Source organism: Saccharothrix deserti, assembly GCF_009769385.1.
Taxonomy (GTDB): Bacteria; Actinomycetota; Actinomycetes; order Mycobacteriales; family Pseudonocardiaceae; genus Actinosynnema; species Actinosynnema deserti.
In genome coordinates, this window is record NZ_VKAB01000012.1 from 295,423 (window position 1) to 313,898 (window position 18,476).

The following is an 18,476-nucleotide window of genomic DNA, read 5'->3' on the forward strand; positions in this document are numbered from 1 at the left end:
GGAAGGACGTCATGAACCGCTTGACCGCCGTCGCGCTCACCCTCCTGCTCGTCGGCTGCTCCGAGGCCCCCGACACCGGGAATCCGCCGGCCGGCTTCTCCTGCCCCACGTCGGTCGACAAGCCGATGGCGCTGGCGGTCGGCGCGCGGGCGAACGTGCCCAAGCCGAAGATCCCCGCGGCCGTCCAGGACCTGATGACCGGTGTCGCGCGGGCCCGCGCCGACGTGACGGTGATCCGGGTGGACGGTGATCCGAAGGTCGTCTTCGACGCGCCCCCGCCGCCACGCGAGGGCAACGAGAACGCCGACGGGCTGGTGCTGGAGGAGCACCTGAACGCGATCGCCGCCGCCTACCGCGACCAGACGCCCGCCCGCGCGCCCGAGGCGGACCCGCTCACCGCGCTGACCGTCGCCGGCAAGCGGGTGGGTCCCGGCGGCACGATCGCCCTGGTCGACTCCGGGCTGCAGACCACGCCGCCGCTGCGCTTCGACGAGGAGCCCCTGCTGTCCGCGGAGCCCGCCGAGGTCGCCGCCTACCTCGAGCAGGAGAAGCTGCTGCCCGACCTGAGCGAGCGGACCGTGCTGCTCATCGGGCTCGGGGAGACCGCCGCGCCGCAGCCCAGGCTGGACAACCGGTGGAGCGCCAACCTGGTGGCCATCTGGACGGCGGTGGCCGAGGCGGCGGGCGCGTGCGTCGAGGCGCTGCCGTTGGGCGAGACGACGGATGCCGTCGTCAGCACGCCGGGAGTCGCGGTGGTGACGCCGCCCGCGCCGCCACCGCCGCTGACCCCGTGCGGCGAGGTGGAACTGGGTGAGGCGGACAACGTCTCGTTCCTGCCCGACAGCGCGGAGTTCAAGGACCGCGACGCCGCCCGGACGACGTTGGGGCAGCTCGCTTCGGTCGTGCGGGCGAAGAACCAGCGGGTGGAGCTGATCGGCCGCACGGCGAGCAGCGGTTCCGTGCCGGGTCGGGTCGCGCTGTCGGCGCAGCGGGCCGAGGCGGTCAAGGGCACGTTGGTGGAGTTGGGTGTCGCGGCCGACCGGATCACCACGCGCGGTGTCGGCTCGGACTGGCCGACGCACGTGCCGGACGTCGGCGCGGGTGGCGTGCTGCTGCCCGGACCGGCGGCGCAGAACCGCAAGGTCGTCGTCAAGCTGACCTGCGAGGGCTGATGCCCGCGGTTCGGTACGGCCCGCTGGCCAGGCTCGGCGACTGGTGGCACGGGTGGCGTGACGGCCGGGCGGTGATCCCGTCGCCGGGTTCGCCGTCCACACCGCACCGCGACGTGCTGCTGCGGCGGGCGCAGGAGGAGTTCGACCACGAGCGCCTCCGGCACGAGGCGGCGTGGTCGCCGGAGCTGGACGAGGTCGCGCGGCTCACCGCGTTCCGGGAACACCTGGTCGACCGGCTGCGGCAGGCGGAGACGGCGGCGGCACGGGAGGCGGCCCCGCTGTCACCCGAACAGCTGACGGCGCGGCGGGTCGGCGAGGAGCACCGGAGCGAGCGCGTGGTCCGGTTGCGGCGCGCCAGGGAGCACGCGAAGAGGTCGGCGGCGGCGGAGCAGGCCGTCCGTGCCGCGCGTGACGAGCTCGACGTGCTCGACGCCGAACTCGGCGTGGCCCGCAAGCGGGTCGAACGGCACGTGCGGGTCGCCGGTGTGCGGGTGCGCCGCGCCCACCAGCACGCGCACCGCCGGATCTCCTCCTACGTGCGGCGCCTCGTGCGCAGCCATCCGCGGGGAGCGCGCGTGCTGGCGGGCGTGGACGTCCGCCAGCCGTTGCTGCCGGACTGGGTGCGGCCCGGTCCGGTCGTCCCCGCCCCGCGCCGGGCACCTCGGCCGCCCGTGCCGCCGAGTGGGCCCGCGGTCCGGGCGTTCGCGCTGCGGGACCGGCTGACCATCGGGTTCGCGCCGGACAACGACGTGGTCGTCGAGGGGTACCACGTCGCTGCCCGGCACGGCCTGGTGGTCCGGCGCGGCGATCACGTCGAGCTGCGCGACCTGGGCCACGCCGGCGGCACGTTCCTGGGCGGGCGCAAGGTCCGGCGCGCCGCGCTGACCGGCGGCGAGGTGTTCGACATCGCCGACCACCGGTTCCGCCTCAGCGAGGACCTCGACGTGCTGTCGGTGGTGTCGCTGGGCGCGTGCGACCTGGCCGTGAGCGGGCTGTCCGCGGCGAGCGTGCGGGACGGGCAGGCCAGGGTCCGGCTCACCGACCTGTCGTTCGTGCAGCGGGAGCGCACCGTGCTCGCGATCCTCGGCCCGTCCGGCGCGGGCAAGAGCTCGCTGTTCGCCGCGCTGCTCGGCGAGCTCCCGCCGTCCGCCGGGTCGCTGTACTTCCGGGGGCTCGAACTGGCCGACCACCGCGAGCAGATCCGCTCGCAGCTCGGGTTCGTGCCGCAGGACGACCACAGCATGTACTGGGCGCTGACCGTGCGGCAGCTCCTCGGGTACGCGCACCGCCTGCGCAGGCCGTCCGACCGCGCCGGGGACGGGGCCGACCGGGTGGAGGAGGTGTGCGCCCGGCTGGGGCTCGCCGACCACGTGGACGACGTCGTGGGCAAGCTGTCCGGCGGGCAGCGCAAGCGGGTCTCCATCGCGCTGGAGGTGCTGTCCATCCCGCGGCTGCTGATGCTCGACGAGCCGACGTCCGGCCTCGACCCGGGCATGGACCGGGACGTGATGGCGATGTTGCGGGACATCGCCGCCGACGGCTCGGCGGTCGTCGTCGTCACGCACGCCACCGAACACCTGGAGCTGGCCGACCAGGTCCTCGTGGTGGCCTCCGAGGGACGTGCGGTCTACAGCGGCCCGCCGTCCGGCGTGCTCGACGCGTTGGGGGTCGACTCGTACGCGGACCTGATGAAGTCGTTGGAGCACCCCGAGGAGCGGGCGCGGGCGTACCTGGAAGGGCCGATGGCCGCGGAAGCCGAGGCGGTCGTGGCCGACCTGGCGCGGCGGACGCCCGAGCAGCACGAGCCGGAACGCAGGCGCGGGCCGTTCACCTCGTTCCTGCACCAGTTCCCGGCACTGCTGGCGCGGCAGGTGGCGTTGAGCCTCCCCCTGCTGCGGCACCGCGACAGGGGCGCGTTCACCACCACCCTGCTGCCGTTCGCCATCGCCTGCGCGTCGGCGGTGATCGCGGGCGTGGTCACCGCGAGCACCGGTCTCGGGCCGGGCACCGGCGGCACCACCGCGTTGAGCATCCTGGTCACGCTGTGCGTCCTCACCGGTCAGGCGCTGAGCTACAGCAACCTCGTGGAGGAGCGTGCCGTCGTGGTGCGCGAGCACCGGACCGGCATGGTGACCGCCGGTGTGGTGCTCGCGAAGTGGGTGGTGTTCGCGGGTGTGGCGGTGGTGCAGACGGCGCTGGTCGTCGGCGTCTTCGTGCTGATCCGACCGGGACCGGCGCACGCGGTGACCGGGCTGGCGCCGGCGCTGGAACTGCTCGTCGACCTGACCGCGACCAGCATCGCGGCGATGTCGCTCGGGCTGCTGGTGTCGGCGTTGTGCAAGGAGTTGAAGCAGGCCGTCACGCTGGCCTCCCTGACCGTCATCGCGCAGGTCGCGCTGAACGGCGTGCCGACGGACCTGTCCGACAGCCCGGTGGTGAACGCGTTCGCCGTGCTGCTGCCGTCGCGGTGGGGTCTCGCCGCCTCCGCGTCCTCGGTGGACCTCCGGTCGATCGCGGTGGGCGCGCCGGCGGACGAGCTGTGGCGGCACAGCACCGCGCAGTGGGTGCACGACCTGGGCGCTCTGGGTGTGCTGACCGCGGTGTTCGTGGTGCTCGCCGTGGTCGTGCTCGACCGGCGGCTGCGCGCCGGCCGGGGGTGATCAACGCGGGGGTGATCAGCCGTGATCAACTCCGCCGCCGGTCGAGCACGGACCAGCGCGACCGCAGCTCGTTGGTGTGGTTGCGCACCTCCCGTGCGACGGCCCAGCGCACCCACCGCTGACGGCGGTACCCCAGCTCGGCCGCCCCTGCCGCCAGACCGACCGCGATCACGACGGTCACCGGGTAGAACCGGGTCAACCCAGCGGTCAGGGCGACCCACGACACCACCGCGGCGGACAGGGCGGGATGATCGGCCAACGCCCAAGCCACCCGGCCGCGCCTGCCGTCGCGCAGGAGCAGCCGGAGACCGCGGCGGAGGTCGGCGATCGCGACCCGGCACCGCACCCGCAGCCCGAACGGCAGCCGCTTGCCGTTGCGCTCCCACTCCGCGAGCTTGAGGTCGAGCCTGGCCATGTCCGCCCGCAGGGCGACCGGGCGGACCGGTGTGGACAGCGCCACCGGCCAGTGGTCGACCAGCCGCTGTTGCAGCCGGCGGGTCTTGAGCAGCGAGGACGCCACCATGAACACGATGATCACCGTGAAGCCGGACAGCGCGAACCCGACGAAGCCCGGATCCGACACCCCGATCACCAGGAAAACGATGAAGACGATCCACGCGAGCGCGAACGGGAGAGCGACCCTCAGGTTGTAGTCGCGCCAGGACATCTGTTGCACCACCGCTTCGGCCGACGTCACCCCCTTGCGCGACGAGAACATCACCACCGCCGCCAGGAACCACGCGGCGAGCACCAGGACCGCGGTCCCCGCCAGCTCCGCGACCAGTGGCGCCCCCGCCAGCCCACCGGCGACACCGACCGCCGCCGCCGCGCCGACCAGGTACGGCGTGTGCCGGCGAGGCCGCGACGAGCCGGTGCGCTCGGCCGGCACCTGCTCGAACCCCTCGTCGAAGTGCAGGGTCAGCTCCTCGGCGAGCGCCTCGGCCTCCTCGCGCGTGCCGAACCGCCTGGCCTGCTTGTGACCGAGCGCCGCGATGTCGGGCGGCAGGTCGGTCCACTCGTGGTGCGTCGCGCCGCCGACGAGCACGGGGATGACCAGCTTGCGCTCGGCCCGGCCCTCCGCCCGGTCCCGTTCGTTCTCCTCGAACGCGATCCGCAGTTCCTCGTGGACCCAGTCCAGCCCGGCCGACTCCTCTTTCTCCAGCAGGGTCGCGCGCCACCCGGGGTGGATCACCGCGAGCACGATCTGCGCGTCCGCCAGGCGTTCCCGCAGGAACACCGGGTAGTGGCCGCCCGCGTCGATCGACCTGCGATCGAGGAACACCCGCCCCTCACCGAAGAGTTCCGCCAACACGTCGCGCAGCAGCAGTACGCGCGTAAGGTTTTCGGGGTCCTCGGTGGTTCGGTAGTTGATGAAGATGCCACCCAAAACATGGGCCTTTCGCATTCGGTGGGACGGCGTGTTGGATTGGCTGATGGACCACGAACACCACCCCTCATGGCGACGACTTGGCACGCGCACGGTGCGCACCACGCCCTGGTTCGAGGTCCACGAGGACTCCGTCGTGCGCCCCGACGGCGTGCAGGACGTGTACCACCACGTGGTCTCCCCCGGCTCGATCACCGTGGTCGCGGTGGACGACGCCGACCGGGTCGCGGTGACCAGGCAGTGGATCTACACCCACGCGAACCGGCAGTGGCGGCTCCCCGCCGGCGCGATCGACGCGACCGACGCGAGCCCGCAGGCGGCGGCGGAACGTGAACTGGCCGAGGAGACCGGCGTGCGCGCCGCCCGGTGGCACGCCATCGGCCGGGTCAACGGCGCGGACAGCTTCACCAACCACGTCGACCACGTCTTCCTCGCCACCGACCTGACGCTCGGCACGGCGAGCAGGGAAGCGGCCGAGGCCGATCTCGATGTGCACTGGCTGTCCCTCCAGGAGGCGTTGGACCTGGTCGCCAAGGGTGGGATCCGACATGCCGGCAGCGTGTGCGGGCTGCTGTCGGTCGGCATCCGTCGGGAAACCGCACCGCGACCGTAGCGGTGCCGTCCACGTGGACCGGAAGTGTCAACCGGTGTCACGTTTTTGACCTGTTGTGGCAACTGGACACTCGCCACAATGCGGTCACAGGCCTCCCGCCCGCCGTGAGGGACACCGGGCGGGACATCGTCGACAGGGCCGAGGGGGCTGGACGTGCCGGATGAGGTCATCTTCGTCAACTACCGGCAGAACGGGTTGCAGGACGGCCGGGTCGACCGGCTGCCCCACGTGCAGGTGGTCGAGGCCGTCGCCGAGCGGCTCCGCCGCCACTTCGGCGAGGACCAGGTCTTCCTCGACACCGGTATCCGGGCGGGCGAGCACTACCCGGACGCGCTGCGCGGCAAGCTCGACAAGGCCGAACTGCTCATCGTCGTGCTGCACCGGGATTGGCTGGGCGATCTCAAGCACCGGATGGGGCAGAACGGTGTCGACTGGGTGCGTTACGAGATCAGGACCGCCCTTGAGGACGGCAAGCACATCCTCCCGGTGCTGATCGAGCGGGCGGGCCTGCCGGACCTGAACTCACTCCCCGAGGACATCAGGCCGTTCGCGCTCAAGCAGTTGCGCCGGATCGACTTCGGGCACTGGGAACGCGACGTGCGGCTGCTGATCCAGGAGGTCGAGGACTACCTGTCGCCGGTGCGACTGCCCGAGCGGGTGCCGGCCAAGATCGCCACACCGCGCAGGTGGGTGGAGGTGCCCGCGGCCTGGCTCGCGGGAGCGCCGATCCCCTTCGTGGCGACCACGCTGCTCGTGCCGGAACTCGACCGCGCCGCCTGGCTCGCCGCGCTGGCGGGGACGTGCGTGTTCCTGTTGTTCATCTTCGCGGGGACGGCGGGGTTCGTCTACGGGATGCGCAAGATCGTGGATCGGCTGGACGAGGAGTCCTCGGCTCTGCCGCGCGACCTCAAGGTGAACGTCATCATCGGTGTGGTCATCTTCGGGTTCGCGGTTGTCGTCATCTCCACGATCCCGGCGACCGGCATAGAACTGCGCATGATCATCATGGGCGTCGTCCTCGGTATCGTGGTCATCGCCGGCATGCCTTGGCTGCTCAACTTCCGGGCCATGCGTGAATGGCCCAGACCCGAGCTGGAGGTCACCCCCTCGAATGTGCGAGGAACGCTCAACGAAGTGGCCCACCACCTCAAGGAGCACGCGCCGACGCTGAACCGCCTGCAACGCGACCAGGCGTACTACGCGCTCGACCAGGTCGAGGACATCGCGGCCCTGCTGCGGGAGCTGGCGGGCCGCAGCCGGACCACCTGGCTGCGCGCCGCGGCGCCCTGGCTCACCCTCGGCCACGCGCTGCTGGTCGGCGCCTGCGTCGGCACCGCCGTGGCGTCCCTCGGCGTGTACTGGTCGCACGGGTGGTCGCACTGGTCGGCGCCGGTCTGGTGCGCGGCTGGCGTGGTGTCCGGCACCGCGCTCTACCTGGCCGCCATCGAGGTGACCTACCGCCTGCAGCGCTGGCGCATCCAGACGGTCCTCGAGACGGTGCCCGAGAAGTTGGCCCGGCTCCGTGACCAGGTGGACCAGTCCAGCATTTCGCCGCCGCCGAAGAAGCACCGCGACACCGACGTCCACATTCCGACAGATCACAACAATGCCGCAAAATTGCGGATTCACCAGTAGTGGGAAACGTCTAACAACCGCCACCGGTCTGTGGTAAATCACTGCGAATACCTGCCGCGGTCCACCGAAGGGGGAGAACACCCGTTGAAGTGGGGAACCAGCGTGTTCGGCCGCATTTCCGCGGTGCTCGCCGCGGCGGTGTTCCTCGCGCCTCCCGCGGTGGCCGCGCAGGACGTCGCCAACCCGCCCTGGCCCGCGCGGTGTCCGCTGGAGCTCGGCCTGCTGGTCGACCAGTCGGACTCGATGGGCAGCCGGTTCGGCGAAGTGCGCGAGGCGACGAGGAACGTGATCGACGCCCTGCGCGACAAGCCGTCACGGGTCACGGTCATCGGGTTCGGCACCACGGCCCGCACCGTCCAGTCCGATGTGGACGTCTCCGACACCGGCCTCCGGCGCGGGCTCAAGGACGACATCGACCAACTCGACACCGGTGACAGCACCGGCGGCGCGACGAACTGGGACGCGGCGCTGGCGACGGCCGAGTCGCACGGCGTCGACGTGGCCGTGCTGATCACCGACGGGATGCCGACCGCGTACGGCGACCCGGCCCTGGACGGCCCCGAGGACCCGCTGGCGGTGGCGACCGCGACGGCGGACCGGCTCAAGAGCTCGGGCACCAGGGTGGTCGCGGTGGGCATCGACCTGCCGCCCGGCGGCGACGCCAACCTCGCGGCCGTCACCGGCCCCCAGGTGGAGCAGGACTACTTCACCGGTGAGCAGTCGAGCCTGCTGCGCAGGCTGTACGACATCGTGGCGAGCGCCTGCGGCGTCCCGATCACGGCGCTGCCGCAGCCCGAGGGCGGGGTGTTCCCGTGGCAGGAGGTGCTGGCCGCCACGCTCGCCGCCGCGCTCGCCATCGGGTTGATCGCCTTCCTCCGGTACCGCAGGCGCCGCCCGGTCGGCGCGGTCGGCCCGGCGGGACGGCCCGCGCGGCAACGGGTCGAGGCGCCGTCCGCGATCGACCACCGGGACCTCACCGAGAAGCTGCGCGACAGCGCCACCGGCATCGGCACCACCGGCAACGACAACCGCACCGCTGGCACCGGCACCGGCAGCACTGACACGAGCACCGCCAAGACGAGCGCCGCCGACACCGCCGACCCTCGCTCCGGCGGCACCGACACCGCGAGCACCGACACCGCGAGCACGGACACCGCCGGCGACAGCGGGAGCCCGCCCGCGCGCCGGTCGATGTCCCTCGACTTCCTAGACCGGAAACCACCCACCACGAAGGACAACAACCCATGACCCGTCGTCCTGTTCTCGGCATCGACCTGGGAACGACCTACTCCTGCGTCGCCTCGCTCGACGAGAACCAACGGGTGTCGGTGCTGCCCAACCAGGAGGGCGACCTCACCACGCCCTCAGTGGTGTTCTTCGAGCACAGCGGGAACGTCACGGTCGGCAAGTTCGCGAAGAACGAGTTGAAGAACGAGCCCGGCCGGGTCGTCTCGCTCATCAAGCGCCACATGGGCGAGGAGGGGTACACGGTCGACGTCGACGACAAGGAGCTGTACCCGCAGCAGGTCTCCGCGATCATCCTGCGCCAGGTCGTCGAGGACGCGCTCAACGTGCTCGGCCTCGAAGTGCCCGCGGACGGCCCGCTCGCCGACGTCGTGATCACCGTGCCCGCGTACTTCGGCGCCGCCGAACGCCAGGCCACCCGGGACGCGGGCGAGATGGCCGGCCTGGAGGTCGTCAACATCATCAACGAGCCGACCGCGGCGGCGATCGCGTACGGGCTCATCTCCTCCGGCGGCGAGCGCGCCGTCCTCGTCTACGACCTCGGCGGCGGCACGTTCGACGTCACGATCATCAAGGTCTCGGCGTCCGAGATCCGGGTCGTGGCGACCGGCGGCGACCACCAGCTCGGCGGCGCGGACTGGGACGCGCGGATCGTCGAGCTGGTCTGCGAGAAGTTCGCCGAGCAGCACCCCGGCTCCGACCCGCGCACGGACCTCGACGCCGCGGGCTCCATCGAACTGCTCGCCGAGGAGGCGAAGAAGGCGCTCAGCCGGCGGGACAGCTACAGCAGCACGGTGATCGCCAACGGCGAGCGGGCCAAGATCGAGATCACCCGCGAGGAGTACGAGGAGGCGACGGCCGACCTCATCGGCAAGACCCTCGACTTCACCCAGGACGTGCTCGGGCACGCCCGCGACAAGGGCGTGGACCGGATCGACGAGTTCCTGCTCGTCGGCGGCATGTCGCACTCGCCCGCGGTGAAGAAGGGGCTGGCCGACGAGTTCCCCGACCTGCCGACGCCGCAGCTCGCCGACCCGGACCAGATCGTGGCCAAGGGCGCGGCGCTGTTCGCCGCCAACAGCGTCGCGGAGAGCGACGGCGACACGTCCACGGCGGCACGCGGCCTGCCGGGCGGCGCGGCGCTGCCGAAGATCGTCAACGTGACGTCCAAGGGCTACGGCATCGCGGTCGTGCGCGACAGCCGCAAGCGCGACGACCACGACCTGGTGGTGGCCTGGCTGATCAAGCCGAACGACGAGATCCCGGCACGTCCGCGGGACACCTTCCGCACCATCCACGACCAGCAGCGGGAGGTCGACATCGCGGTCTACGAGTCGACCACCGACATGTTGAGCGTGGAACTGGACGACAACCTCAAGCTGGTCGAGGGCACGTTGAGCAACCTGCCGCCGGGGCCCGCCGGGCAGCCGCTGGAGGTCTCGTTCAACCTGGAGGCGGACGGCATCCTGCACATCACCGCCGTCGCCGGCAACGGCGAGAAGATCAAGCTCGAAGCGAAGATCAGCGGCCTGGTACCGGAAGACGTCAAGCGGGCACCGCTGCCCGCCCTCCAGCGGTGACGGGCTGGCGGTTCGACGCGACCCGGTTCGTGGACGAGGTGCTCAAGCCGGTGCAGGACGGCTGGCGCCCGGACGAGGACCTGTTCCGCGTCTACCTGCTGCCGCACGACGTGACCGACCAGAACACGGTCGAGACCGCGTTGACCGAGGTCGGGAGGCAGTTCACCAAGCAGCAGTACCGCGGGTTCCGCCGTGCCACGGAGATCCTGCGCGGACAGCACAAGGCGGCGTCCGAGACGCTGCTCGACCCCGCCCGGCGCGGCGCGCACCGCTCGCGGGTCGAGCAGCGGCAGCGCAAGCTGGCCGCCACCATGCGGCTGCGGCTGCACGACGCGCCCGGTCTGCCGCCGGCCGAGGTCGCCGCGCAGGCCCGCACGCTGAAGGTGCCGCGCAGCGCGATCCTGGCCGCGTTGGAGGAGAACGGCGTCGGCGAGCGCAAGCCGGTGGACCTGCCCCGCCTGGCCGAACCCGGTCAATGGGCCGAGGCGCGGGGACACCTGGTGCAGCTCCGGCACGACTCGCTGTGGGACTACCTGTCCGGTCTCGGCGGTCTCGGCACGACCGAACGGCACCTCACGGCGCGGCGCGAGAAGCTGCGCGTGGCGCGGTCGTCCGACAGCGCGGCGGAGACGACGCTGCTCCGGCTGGTGCAGGGGTGGCTGGAGCGCGGTGACCTGGCCGACGTGCTGCGGCACGAGGTGGTGAGCCACCTGCTGGACCGGGCGGCCCACGGGTACGCCGAGGCCGTCGAGGCGGCACGGGCGGCGGCGGACCGGCTGCGTGCGCTGGGGATCGGCACGGACCCGACCGCCGTGGCCTACGCGGTGTGGTGCGACCGCCAGTTCACCGCCGCCCCGGCGGAACCGAGCTGGCAGGAGCACTACCAGCAGGCGGTGCGCGACCTGCGGCTGCGGACCGCGCTGACCATCCTCGAACAGCAGCCCGCGCTCCCCGACGAGTGGTCGCGCCGCCGTGCCGAGCTGGAAAAGCGACTGTCCGAACTGGACGCGGAACTCGACCGGTGCCGGGAGCTGGAGCGGACCGACGTGGAGGCGGCCGTGGCCGGCTACCACCGGGTCCGCGAGGCGCTGGCCGACGACCGGATCGACACCGCGCTGGAACGGTGCCGCCCGGCCGCGCCGCCGTCCGCGAAGGCCGTGGTGCGCGACGGCCGGGTCGTCGTGACGTGGGCCGCGAGCGGCGCGACCGCCGGCCGCATCACGTACCGGGTGAGCCGGGGCGACACCGTGCTCGGCGAGTCCGCGGCCGGCGAGGTGGTCGACCCGGACCCGCCGAGCGGGACACCCCTGACCTACGCCGTGCACACGCTGCGGGACGGCAACCCGTCGGCACGGGCTGCGCGGACCGAGCCCGTCACGGTCCTCGGTGAGGTGCTCGACCTGGAGGTGCGCGGCGGTTCCGACTCGGTGTCGGGCCGGTGGCGGCTCCCGGACGGCTCGATCGGCGCGCTGGTCACCCGGCACGGCGCGACGGTCCGCGACACGCACTCGTCCACGTTCGTCGACCACGACGTCCGCCCCGGTGAGACCTACGACTACCGGGTACGGGCGCGTTACCGCCTGCCCGACGGCTCGGCCGCGCTCAGCGACGGCGTGGTGCGGACCGCGAGCTGCCAGGAGGTGCCGGTCGGCGTCACCGATCTCGTCGCCGAGTTCGACCGGGACGACCTGGTGGCGCGGTGGACCCCACCGCCGCGCGGCGACGTCGAGCTGCTGGAGCTGCGAGCCGGTGACGACCCGCCCGCGCCCGAAGTGGTGTCGGTGCACCAGGCGCGCCGGCACGGCACACCGGTGCAGGCCGTGACGCTCACTGGCCGGGGAGCGCTGCGCGGAAGGCTGTCCGCGCACGGCAAGCGGCAGACCATCGTCCCCGTCACGGTGCTCGGCGAACTCGCCGCGATCGGCACCCCGTGCGTGGTGGACGCGCGGCAGAGTTCGGTGACCACGCTGCGCCTGGACCGGTTGGGTGCGACGGTGCGGCTCACCTGGGAGTGGCCCCGGGGCACGACGGCGGCACGCGTGGTCTGGCGCGAGTCGGTCAAACCGGCCGGGCCGACCGACCCGCAGGCGTCCTCCCTGGACATCACCAAGGTCGGCTACGACAGCCGCGGCGTCTCGATCTCGGTGCCCGAGGGCGACTACTGGTTCGGCGTCTGCACCGCGCAGACCGTCGACGGCGCGCTGAGCTTCGGCCCGCTGGCGCTGCGCCGGGAGTCGACCACGCGGACCGTGCGCTACTCGGTGAAACGCGCCGGGTTCTTCTCCCGCCGGTGGGCGCTCACCGTGGAGGACGACGAGCCGCCGGGCGTCGTCGTGGTGGCCAAGTCGGGCGTCCGGCCGATGGACGCCGACGACGGCGAGGTGCTGCTCCGCGTGGACGGGGGCGAGGCGGCGAGCCGTGAGTTCGAGGTGCCGCGGCACCTGCGCCGGCCGGTGCACCTGCGGGCGTTCTCCCTCGACGAGCGCGTCGTCCTCGTCCCGCTGCGACCGGACCACCAGATCGTCCGAGGAGCCTGATGGCGACCACGAAGTGCCCGTACTGCTGGACCACGCACCGCCGCTCCGACCTGCAGATGAGCTGCGGCGAACGCTGCGCGGACCAGGCCACCCGGTTCCCCGAGCGCGAGCTGAAGAAGGGCCGCTGCCCGCACGGCAACCTGCCGCAGAGCCGCCGGGTGTGCCCCGACTGCGGTCGGGACCTGCTGCGCGAGTACATCGACAGCGGCGGTCGCAACATCGCGGTGATCGGGTCGTCGGACTCCGGCAAGAGCACGTGGGTCGGTGTGCTGGTGCACGAGTTCCAGCGCGGCGAGGTCAGCGCGCGGTTCACCGGCATGTCGCTCGACCTGCTGGGCGAGGCGTCACGGCTGCGCTACACGCGCGACTTCGCCAAGCCGCTGTTCGAGGAGGGCCGCCCGGTGCAGCCGACGCCGACGGCGCTGCGGTCCACCCCGGAGCCGTTGATGTTCAGCCTCCGCTTCCGGCAGCAGCGGCGCATCGGCCCGCTGCGCGTCGCGCCGGTGGTGACCGTCTTCTACGACACCGCGGGCGAGGACGTCGCCCGCGCGCAGGCGATGGACCAGCTCATCAGCTACCTCGACGCCGCCGAGGGGATCATCCTGCTGCTCGACCCGCTGCAGATGCCCAAGGTCCGCGACCTGGTCGGCGGCACCGCGAAAACCGGCTTCACCGAACAGCTCCACGTGGTGAACCGGCTCGGTGAACTGCTGCGCGAACGCAGCCGCGGCCCGGCAGGCAAGCGGCTGCGCACTCCACTCGCCGTCGCGCTCACCAAGGTCGACCTGCTGCGCGACACGTTCGGCCCGGAATCGCCGCTGCGCCAACCGTCCCGGCACGACGGCGTCTACGACGAGCACGACGGCCGTGACGTCCACGAGGAAGTCCGCAGCTGGCTCGACCGCTGGTACGACCCTGCCTTCGACCGCACCGTCGCCAACACGTTCCAGACCTACCGGTACTTCGGGATGTCCGCGCTCGGCGCACCGCCGGTCAGCGGCACCCGCCTGTCACCCACCGGTGTGCACCCCTACCGCCTGGAGGACCCCATGTTGTGGTTGCTGGCCCGATTCGGGGCGATCAGGACGAGGGGGAAGTGATGGCGGTCCGCCAACTGCACTACACCTCGTGCGAGGACGGCCTGGAGGGCATCCAGGGCTTCCAGGTCAGCGCGATGACGCCGGGCACCCCGCGCCCGCTGGTGGATCTCGCGGTCCGCGCCAGCGCCTACGAACCGGGCCCGAGCCTGGTGGGGCGCCTGGACGACCGCGACCTCAGCGGTTTCCCCATCACGTTCGGCTACGTGGCGTCCGGCCGCGCGGCGGCGCTGTTCCAGAGCCGGTACGCGGGCGCGGACTTCACCGGCCGGATGGGCAACTACTTCGCCCACGCCATGCTGTTCGACGACGTGGAGCGCGAACTCGGCGACGTGCTGCCCATCGACCTGTGGCGCAGCCGGGCCTGGGTGCACGCCAGGACCAACGGCACCGCGCTGCCCGAGGTGACCTCCCTCGCCCCCGGCGACGAGACGAACCTGCCGAGCACGCGGCGGTTCCTGGAGCGCCGGGGCGCGACCGACGCGCTGGAACGGGTGCTCGGCGCGACGCAGCGGGCACTGGTGTCCGGTCGGGGCCGGCTGGTGCTGGTGGTGCCGGACGACCGGTCGGCCGCGCTGTGGCTCGCCGCCACCTGCCGGTCGCTGCCGCACCCGCTGGGACTGCGCGTCTCGTTCACCACGTACACGGCGCGGCCGGAGGAGTCGAGCGTGCTCGTGAGCTGCACGACTCCGGACGTGCGGCTGCCGACCTACGGTGATTTCACCGCGATCGACCTGACCACCGAACAGCCGCGTGACGCCGACAGCACGCGGTACGCGTCGGCGCTCGCCCAACTGTGGGACCGCGACGGGGTGTCCGCCGCGCTGGCCCTCGCGGCACAGGCCGACCCGCACCTCACCCCCGCGGAGCTGGACAACTTCGCCGTGCTGCTGGAGATGGCGTTCGACCTGCCGGTCGCCGCACCGGCGGACGAGGGCCAGCTGCTCGCCGCCGTGCGGCTGGCCGTGGACCGGATGCGCAACTGCCTGCCCGTCCACGCCTGGGAGCGGATCGCGGACCACGTGCAGGACAGCGGTGGCCCGGCGGACGTGGTCGGGTGGTCCGAGGTCCTGCGCACGGCGCGGCACCAGGCCGAACCCGTGCCGTCGAAGCTCTTCGGCGCCTACTTCGTCGCGGCGCTGGGCGTCCGGGAACGCCTGTGGCTGCCGCAGTTGACGCCGGCGGACCTGGAGGACATCGCGGAGAACGTCGTGCTGCCCGCCCTCACCGCCGCGACGACATCGGCGGTGCTGGAGCGGCTGGCCGAGCAGCGTCCCCTGGTCGACGCGCTGATCCGGGTGCTGGAGCACAAGCTGGTCGACCAGCGGGAGACCGCACGGCTGGCGACGGCGCTGCCGCTCCCGGCGGCGCGGATGCTGGTGGACCGGGGCACCGAGCGGATCAGGCTGCTCACCGACATGGCGCTGGCCCGGCACGGCGCGCTCGACAAGGTGAAGGTGATGGCCGACGCGAGCCGCCTGTACCAGGTGGACTGGCGGCAGTTCGGCTCGGTCCTGTGGCCGGAGGACCCGTCGACCGAGGACTCGATCCGGCTGCTGCGCCACGTCCCGGAGCAGGTCCTCGTCGACAGCGGGGTGGGCACGCGGATCGTGGCGCGGGCGCTCGACCTCGCGAGCCGGGACAAGCTGGGCGGCAAGGAGGGCAAGCTCGTCGACGCGCTGCTGCGGTCGCCTCTCGCGGCCCACCTGCGGCAGAGCGACCGGGAGGGGCTGAAAGCGGCCGAGAGCATCGCGTACCTCCGCGGGGCCGCGCCCGGCCCCGGCAGCGAGAAGGTCGTGCTGTCGAACATCGCGACGGCGGCGTCCATGCGGAACGAGGTGGGCGAACGGCTGCTGGCCGCGGTGGCGTCGTTCGTCCTGCGCGCGGACCCGAGGCTGCACCGCGACTTGCTCGACAGCGCGCTCGACGAGAACGGGCCGGTGTTCCTGCCCGCCTACCGGGACGCGGCGGGCGTAAGCCTCGCCACCGCACCGCCGCACCTCGTCGCCGCGGCGGTCGTCGCCTGGCACGGTCTGGTGAACCCGTCGACCAAGGACGAGCTCATCAACGTGACGCTCGCCACCGCGCTCCGCAAGCGCCGGGCCAAGCACCTGGACCGGATCGGCGAGTCGCTGAAGCCGATGGCGGACGTGCTCCACGTGTCCGCGCCCAAGCCGGACTGGGCCAAGTGGTGGCGGGACTGGCGGATGCGGCACGAGCGCCGAGGGCTGTTGTCCCTGTTCCGGCGGCGCGAAAAGGGATGATATGTACGTCATCTTCGTACTGGTGCTGGCCTGCATCGTGCTCGCGATCTCGCCGTACGTCCTGGGTGCCGTCATCGTCATCGGCGCGGCCGTGGCGTTCTGCATCGGCCTGGTCGAGTACGTCACCGCGGCGTTCGCGGGCTTCGCGCCGTACGGCGCGATCGGGCACCTGAAGATCGAGCCGCCGGAGCAGTCCGAGACCGGCCCCGACCCGGCGTACCGCAGCTACTACGCCGGTCCGGTGCTGCTCGACTACCGGAAGGTGCTCACCAAGACCTTCGAGCAGATGTGGTCCAAGGTCGTCAAGGGCAAGTCGGACGATCAGGTCCTCGCGGTGCCGCCGTCGTTGGTGGACCGCGTGTGGCGGTGGCGGGAGACCACGGAATTACCGGGGGCGATCTCGGTGCCGCTCGCGGTCGCGGCCACCGTGGGTCTGGTCGGCGGGGCGTTGGGCGCCATGGGTTTCGTCGCGTTCGCGTCGCTGGTGTTCCTGGCGCTGTTGGTGGCGCTGGTACTCGGCGCCCTGCTCACCGCGGGCGGCACCCGACTCGTCGAGTTCGGCCTGCTGTTCCTGCGCGGCATCACGCTGGAGTGCCCGTCGTGCCACGAGAGGGTGACGCGGCCGATCTACCGGTGTCCCGCGCCGGGGTGCGGTGCGGCCCACCGGAACCTGGTGCCGGGCACGGCGGGCGTGCTGCGCCGGACGTGCCGCTGCCAGAACACGCTGCCGACCCTGTTGGCGCTGGGCAAGAACAAGCTGAGCGCCCAGTGCGGCTCGTGCCGGCACGAGTTGCCGTTGAAGGGTCTCTCCGCGCCGACCGTGCACATCCCGGTGATCGCGGGCCCCAAGGCGGGCAAGTCGGTCTTCATGCACAGCGCGGTGTCCCGGCTGATGCTGCGCGACGACGGGTTCGAGTTCGCCGACCCGAGGGCGAAGGAGTCCTTCGAGCGCAACATCGAACTGGGCGTGCACCGCGACCCCAGCCGCGCGCTCAAGACCGCGACCGTCAAACCCCGCGCCTACAACGTGTTCGTCGGCCGCAGCCGGGCGCGTCGCCTGCTCTACCTCTACGACCCCGCCGGTGAGCACGTGGAGAGCGTCGACCACCTGGCCGACGCGCAGTTCCTGGCGTTCACCAAGGGCGTCGTCTTCATCGTGGACCCGTTCTCGCTGCGCCAGGTGCGCTCCGACACCGACCGCGCGGTGCTGGGCAAGGTGAGCGCGTCGAACACCGCGCCCAAGGAGGTGCTGGAGAGGTTCGTCGAGGCGTTGGCCGAACGCGGGTTCTCCCGCCGGGGCAACCGGATCAACGTCCCGGTCGCGGTGGTGCTGACCAAGTGCGACGGGCTGCTCGACCCGTCCGGCACGACCCACCCGTACGCCGGGCTGGTTCGGGCCACGCGCGACGAGCGCGACCAGGCGATCCGCGCCTGGTTGGCCGAGGTCGGCCAGCGGGCCCTGCTGACCTCGCTGGACAACCACTTCGGCACGGTGTCCTGCTTCGCGGTCAGCTACCAGGACGCCGTCGAGGTGGCCGAGCACGACGCCGTCGTCAACGACGACCCGGCGGCGCCGCTGCTGTGGCTGCTCAACCGGAAGGAGGAGGTGTGACCGACGAGGTGCCGAAGGCGGTCGTCACCGGCCGCAAGGTCTCCATGGCACTGCTGGCGATCGCCGGGCTCATCACCGTGCTGCTCGCGGTGTGGCTGGTGGCGGCGTTGGTCACGGCGCCGCCGGTGGTGGTGTGAACTTGAAGACGACGACCTCGGCGAACCGGACGACCTTGGTCTCCACCCGGTACCCCGGGCGGCGGACCTCGGCGATCCGGCCGTCGAGGTCCGCGTCCTCGACCGGGCGCGTCCCGACCGACCGCTGCTCGTGGCGGTCGAACTCGGCGCCGACCTCGGCGTGGAACTCGTCGACGCCCTGGCGCTCCAGCACGAGCGTGACGTCCTCGACGATCTCGTCGCACAGCCGGACGAGCTCGGCGTCCCCGTCGGCCAGCGCGTTGCGGCGGCTGCGCCAGTCGTCGGCGAGCTTGACCAGCTCGCGCAGCGCCGGTTGCAGGCCGCGCTGCGACTCGGCGTTGCGCAACCGCTCGTTCTCCGCGTGCAGGCGGTCGATCACCTCGTTGAGGAACTTGCTCTGCGCGTGCAGCCCGGCGAGTTCGGTGTTGATTCCCGCCAGGATCGCTTCAACGTTTTCTGCCACATCCGGAAGATAATGAAAGAACACCCGTCGGACAAGTAGCCCGATCTGCCGGAACACGAGGTGCGCAACTATTG

At 72.1% G+C, this 18,476-nt stretch carries 13 protein-coding genes; 11 read left to right on the forward strand and 2 right to left on the reverse strand.

Annotated elements, in window-relative coordinates:
- Positions 1-11 precede the first annotated feature (11 nt).
- Both FM051_RS22990 and FM051_RS22995 read left to right on the forward strand, forming a co-directional pair.
- Positions 12-1,172, forward strand: a complete 1,161-nt coding sequence (locus FM051_RS22990; protein WP_158846639.1) for an OmpA family protein — start codon at positions 12-14, stop codon at positions 1,170-1,172.
- The gene (locus tag FM051_RS22995) at positions 1,172-3,832 is read left to right on the forward strand and encodes an ATP-binding cassette domain-containing protein (RefSeq protein WP_158846641.1); all 2,661 of its coding nucleotides are present in this window, start codon (positions 1,172-1,174) and stop codon (positions 3,830-3,832) included. Before FM051_RS22990 ends, FM051_RS22995 begins: the two co-directional genes overlap by 1 nt.
- A 25-nt stretch (positions 3,833-3,857) precedes the next feature.
- Here the strand turns inward: FM051_RS22995 and FM051_RS23000 are convergent, their stop codons facing one another.
- Entirely contained in the window at positions 3,858-5,219 is a 1,362-nt protein-coding gene (locus tag FM051_RS23000; protein WP_158846643.1) for a toll/interleukin-1 receptor domain-containing protein, read from the reverse strand.
- Positions 5,220-5,250: 31 nt separating this feature from the next.
- Here FM051_RS23000 and FM051_RS23005 point away from each other — a divergent pair, with 31 nt between their 5' ends.
- From FM051_RS23005 to FM051_RS23045, 9 genes are all read left to right on the forward strand, one after another.
- Entirely contained in the window at positions 5,251-5,832 is a 582-nt protein-coding gene (locus FM051_RS23005; protein WP_238412583.1) for an NUDIX domain-containing protein, read from the forward strand.
- A 153-nt stretch (positions 5,833-5,985) separates the two neighbouring features.
- Entirely contained in the window at positions 5,986-7,467 is a 1,482-nt protein-coding gene (locus FM051_RS23010) for a toll/interleukin-1 receptor domain-containing protein (RefSeq protein ID WP_158846645.1), read from the forward strand.
- 84 nt (positions 7,468-7,551) lie between these two features.
- Positions 7,552-8,715, forward strand: coding sequence for a VWA domain-containing protein (locus FM051_RS23015; RefSeq protein WP_158846647.1), 1,164 nt, complete (start codon positions 7,552-7,554; stop codon positions 8,713-8,715).
- Positions 8,712-10,292, forward strand: a complete 1,581-nt coding sequence (locus FM051_RS23020; protein WP_158846649.1) for an Hsp70 family protein — start codon at positions 8,712-8,714, stop codon at positions 10,290-10,292. The genes FM051_RS23015 and FM051_RS23020 overlap by 4 nt, the downstream gene beginning before the upstream one ends.
- On the forward strand, positions 10,289-12,829 hold the full coding sequence (locus FM051_RS23025; protein ID WP_158846651.1) for a hypothetical protein: 2,541 nt from the start codon (positions 10,289-10,291) through the stop codon (positions 12,827-12,829). The genes FM051_RS23020 and FM051_RS23025 overlap by 4 nt, the downstream gene beginning before the upstream one ends.
- Positions 12,829-13,929: a TRAFAC clade GTPase domain-containing protein gene (locus FM051_RS23030; RefSeq protein WP_158846654.1), complete on the forward strand. Its 1,101-nt coding sequence runs from the start codon at positions 12,829-12,831 to the stop codon at positions 13,927-13,929. The genes FM051_RS23025 and FM051_RS23030 overlap by 1 nt, the downstream gene beginning before the upstream one ends.
- Positions 13,929-16,190: a GTPase-associated protein 1-related protein gene (locus tag FM051_RS23035; RefSeq protein ID WP_158846656.1), complete on the forward strand. Its 2,262-nt coding sequence runs from the start codon at positions 13,929-13,931 to the stop codon at positions 16,188-16,190. The genes FM051_RS23030 and FM051_RS23035 overlap by 1 nt, the downstream gene beginning before the upstream one ends.
- A 1-nt stretch (position 16,191) precedes the next feature.
- Positions 16,192-17,802: a TRAFAC clade GTPase domain-containing protein gene (locus tag FM051_RS23040; RefSeq protein WP_158846658.1), complete on the forward strand. Its 1,611-nt coding sequence runs from the start codon at positions 16,192-16,194 to the stop codon at positions 17,800-17,802.
- A complete protein-coding gene (locus FM051_RS23045) occupies positions 17,799-17,939 on the forward strand; it encodes a hypothetical protein (RefSeq protein ID WP_158846660.1) in 141 nt (46 codons plus the stop codon). Before FM051_RS23040 ends, FM051_RS23045 begins: the two co-directional genes overlap by 4 nt.
- On the opposite strand, the gene FM051_RS23050 is transcribed toward FM051_RS23045, so the two are convergent.
- Positions 17,914-18,402 carry a nucleotide exchange factor GrpE gene (locus FM051_RS23050; protein ID WP_158846662.1) on the reverse strand — a complete coding sequence of 163 codons (489 nt, stop codon included), beginning with the start codon at positions 18,400-18,402 and terminating at the stop codon, positions 17,914-17,916. The two genes, FM051_RS23045 and FM051_RS23050, sit on opposite strands and share 26 nt — an antisense overlap.
- Between the last annotated feature and the right edge of the window lie 74 nt (positions 18,403-18,476).

Bases quoted from the DNA above. Each gene is read 5' to 3' on its own strand.
- FM051_RS22990 (WP_158846639.1), top strand. From the start codon at position 12: ATGAACCGCTTGACCGCCGTCGCGCTCACCCTCCTGCTCGTCGGCTGC.
- FM051_RS22995 (WP_158846641.1), top strand. From the start codon at position 1,172: ATGCCCGCGGTTCGGTACGGCCCGCTGGCCAGGCTCGGCGACTGGTGG.
- FM051_RS23020 (WP_158846649.1), top strand. From the start codon at position 8,712: ATGACCCGTCGTCCTGTTCTCGGCATCGACCTGGGAACGACCTACTCC.
- FM051_RS23030 (WP_158846654.1), top strand. From the start codon at position 12,829: ATGGCGACCACGAAGTGCCCGTACTGCTGGACCACGCACCGCCGCTCC.
- FM051_RS23035 (WP_158846656.1), top strand. From the start codon at position 13,929: ATGGCGGTCCGCCAACTGCACTACACCTCGTGCGAGGACGGCCTGGAG.
- FM051_RS23040 (WP_158846658.1), top strand. From the start codon at position 16,192: ATGTACGTCATCTTCGTACTGGTGCTGGCCTGCATCGTGCTCGCGATC.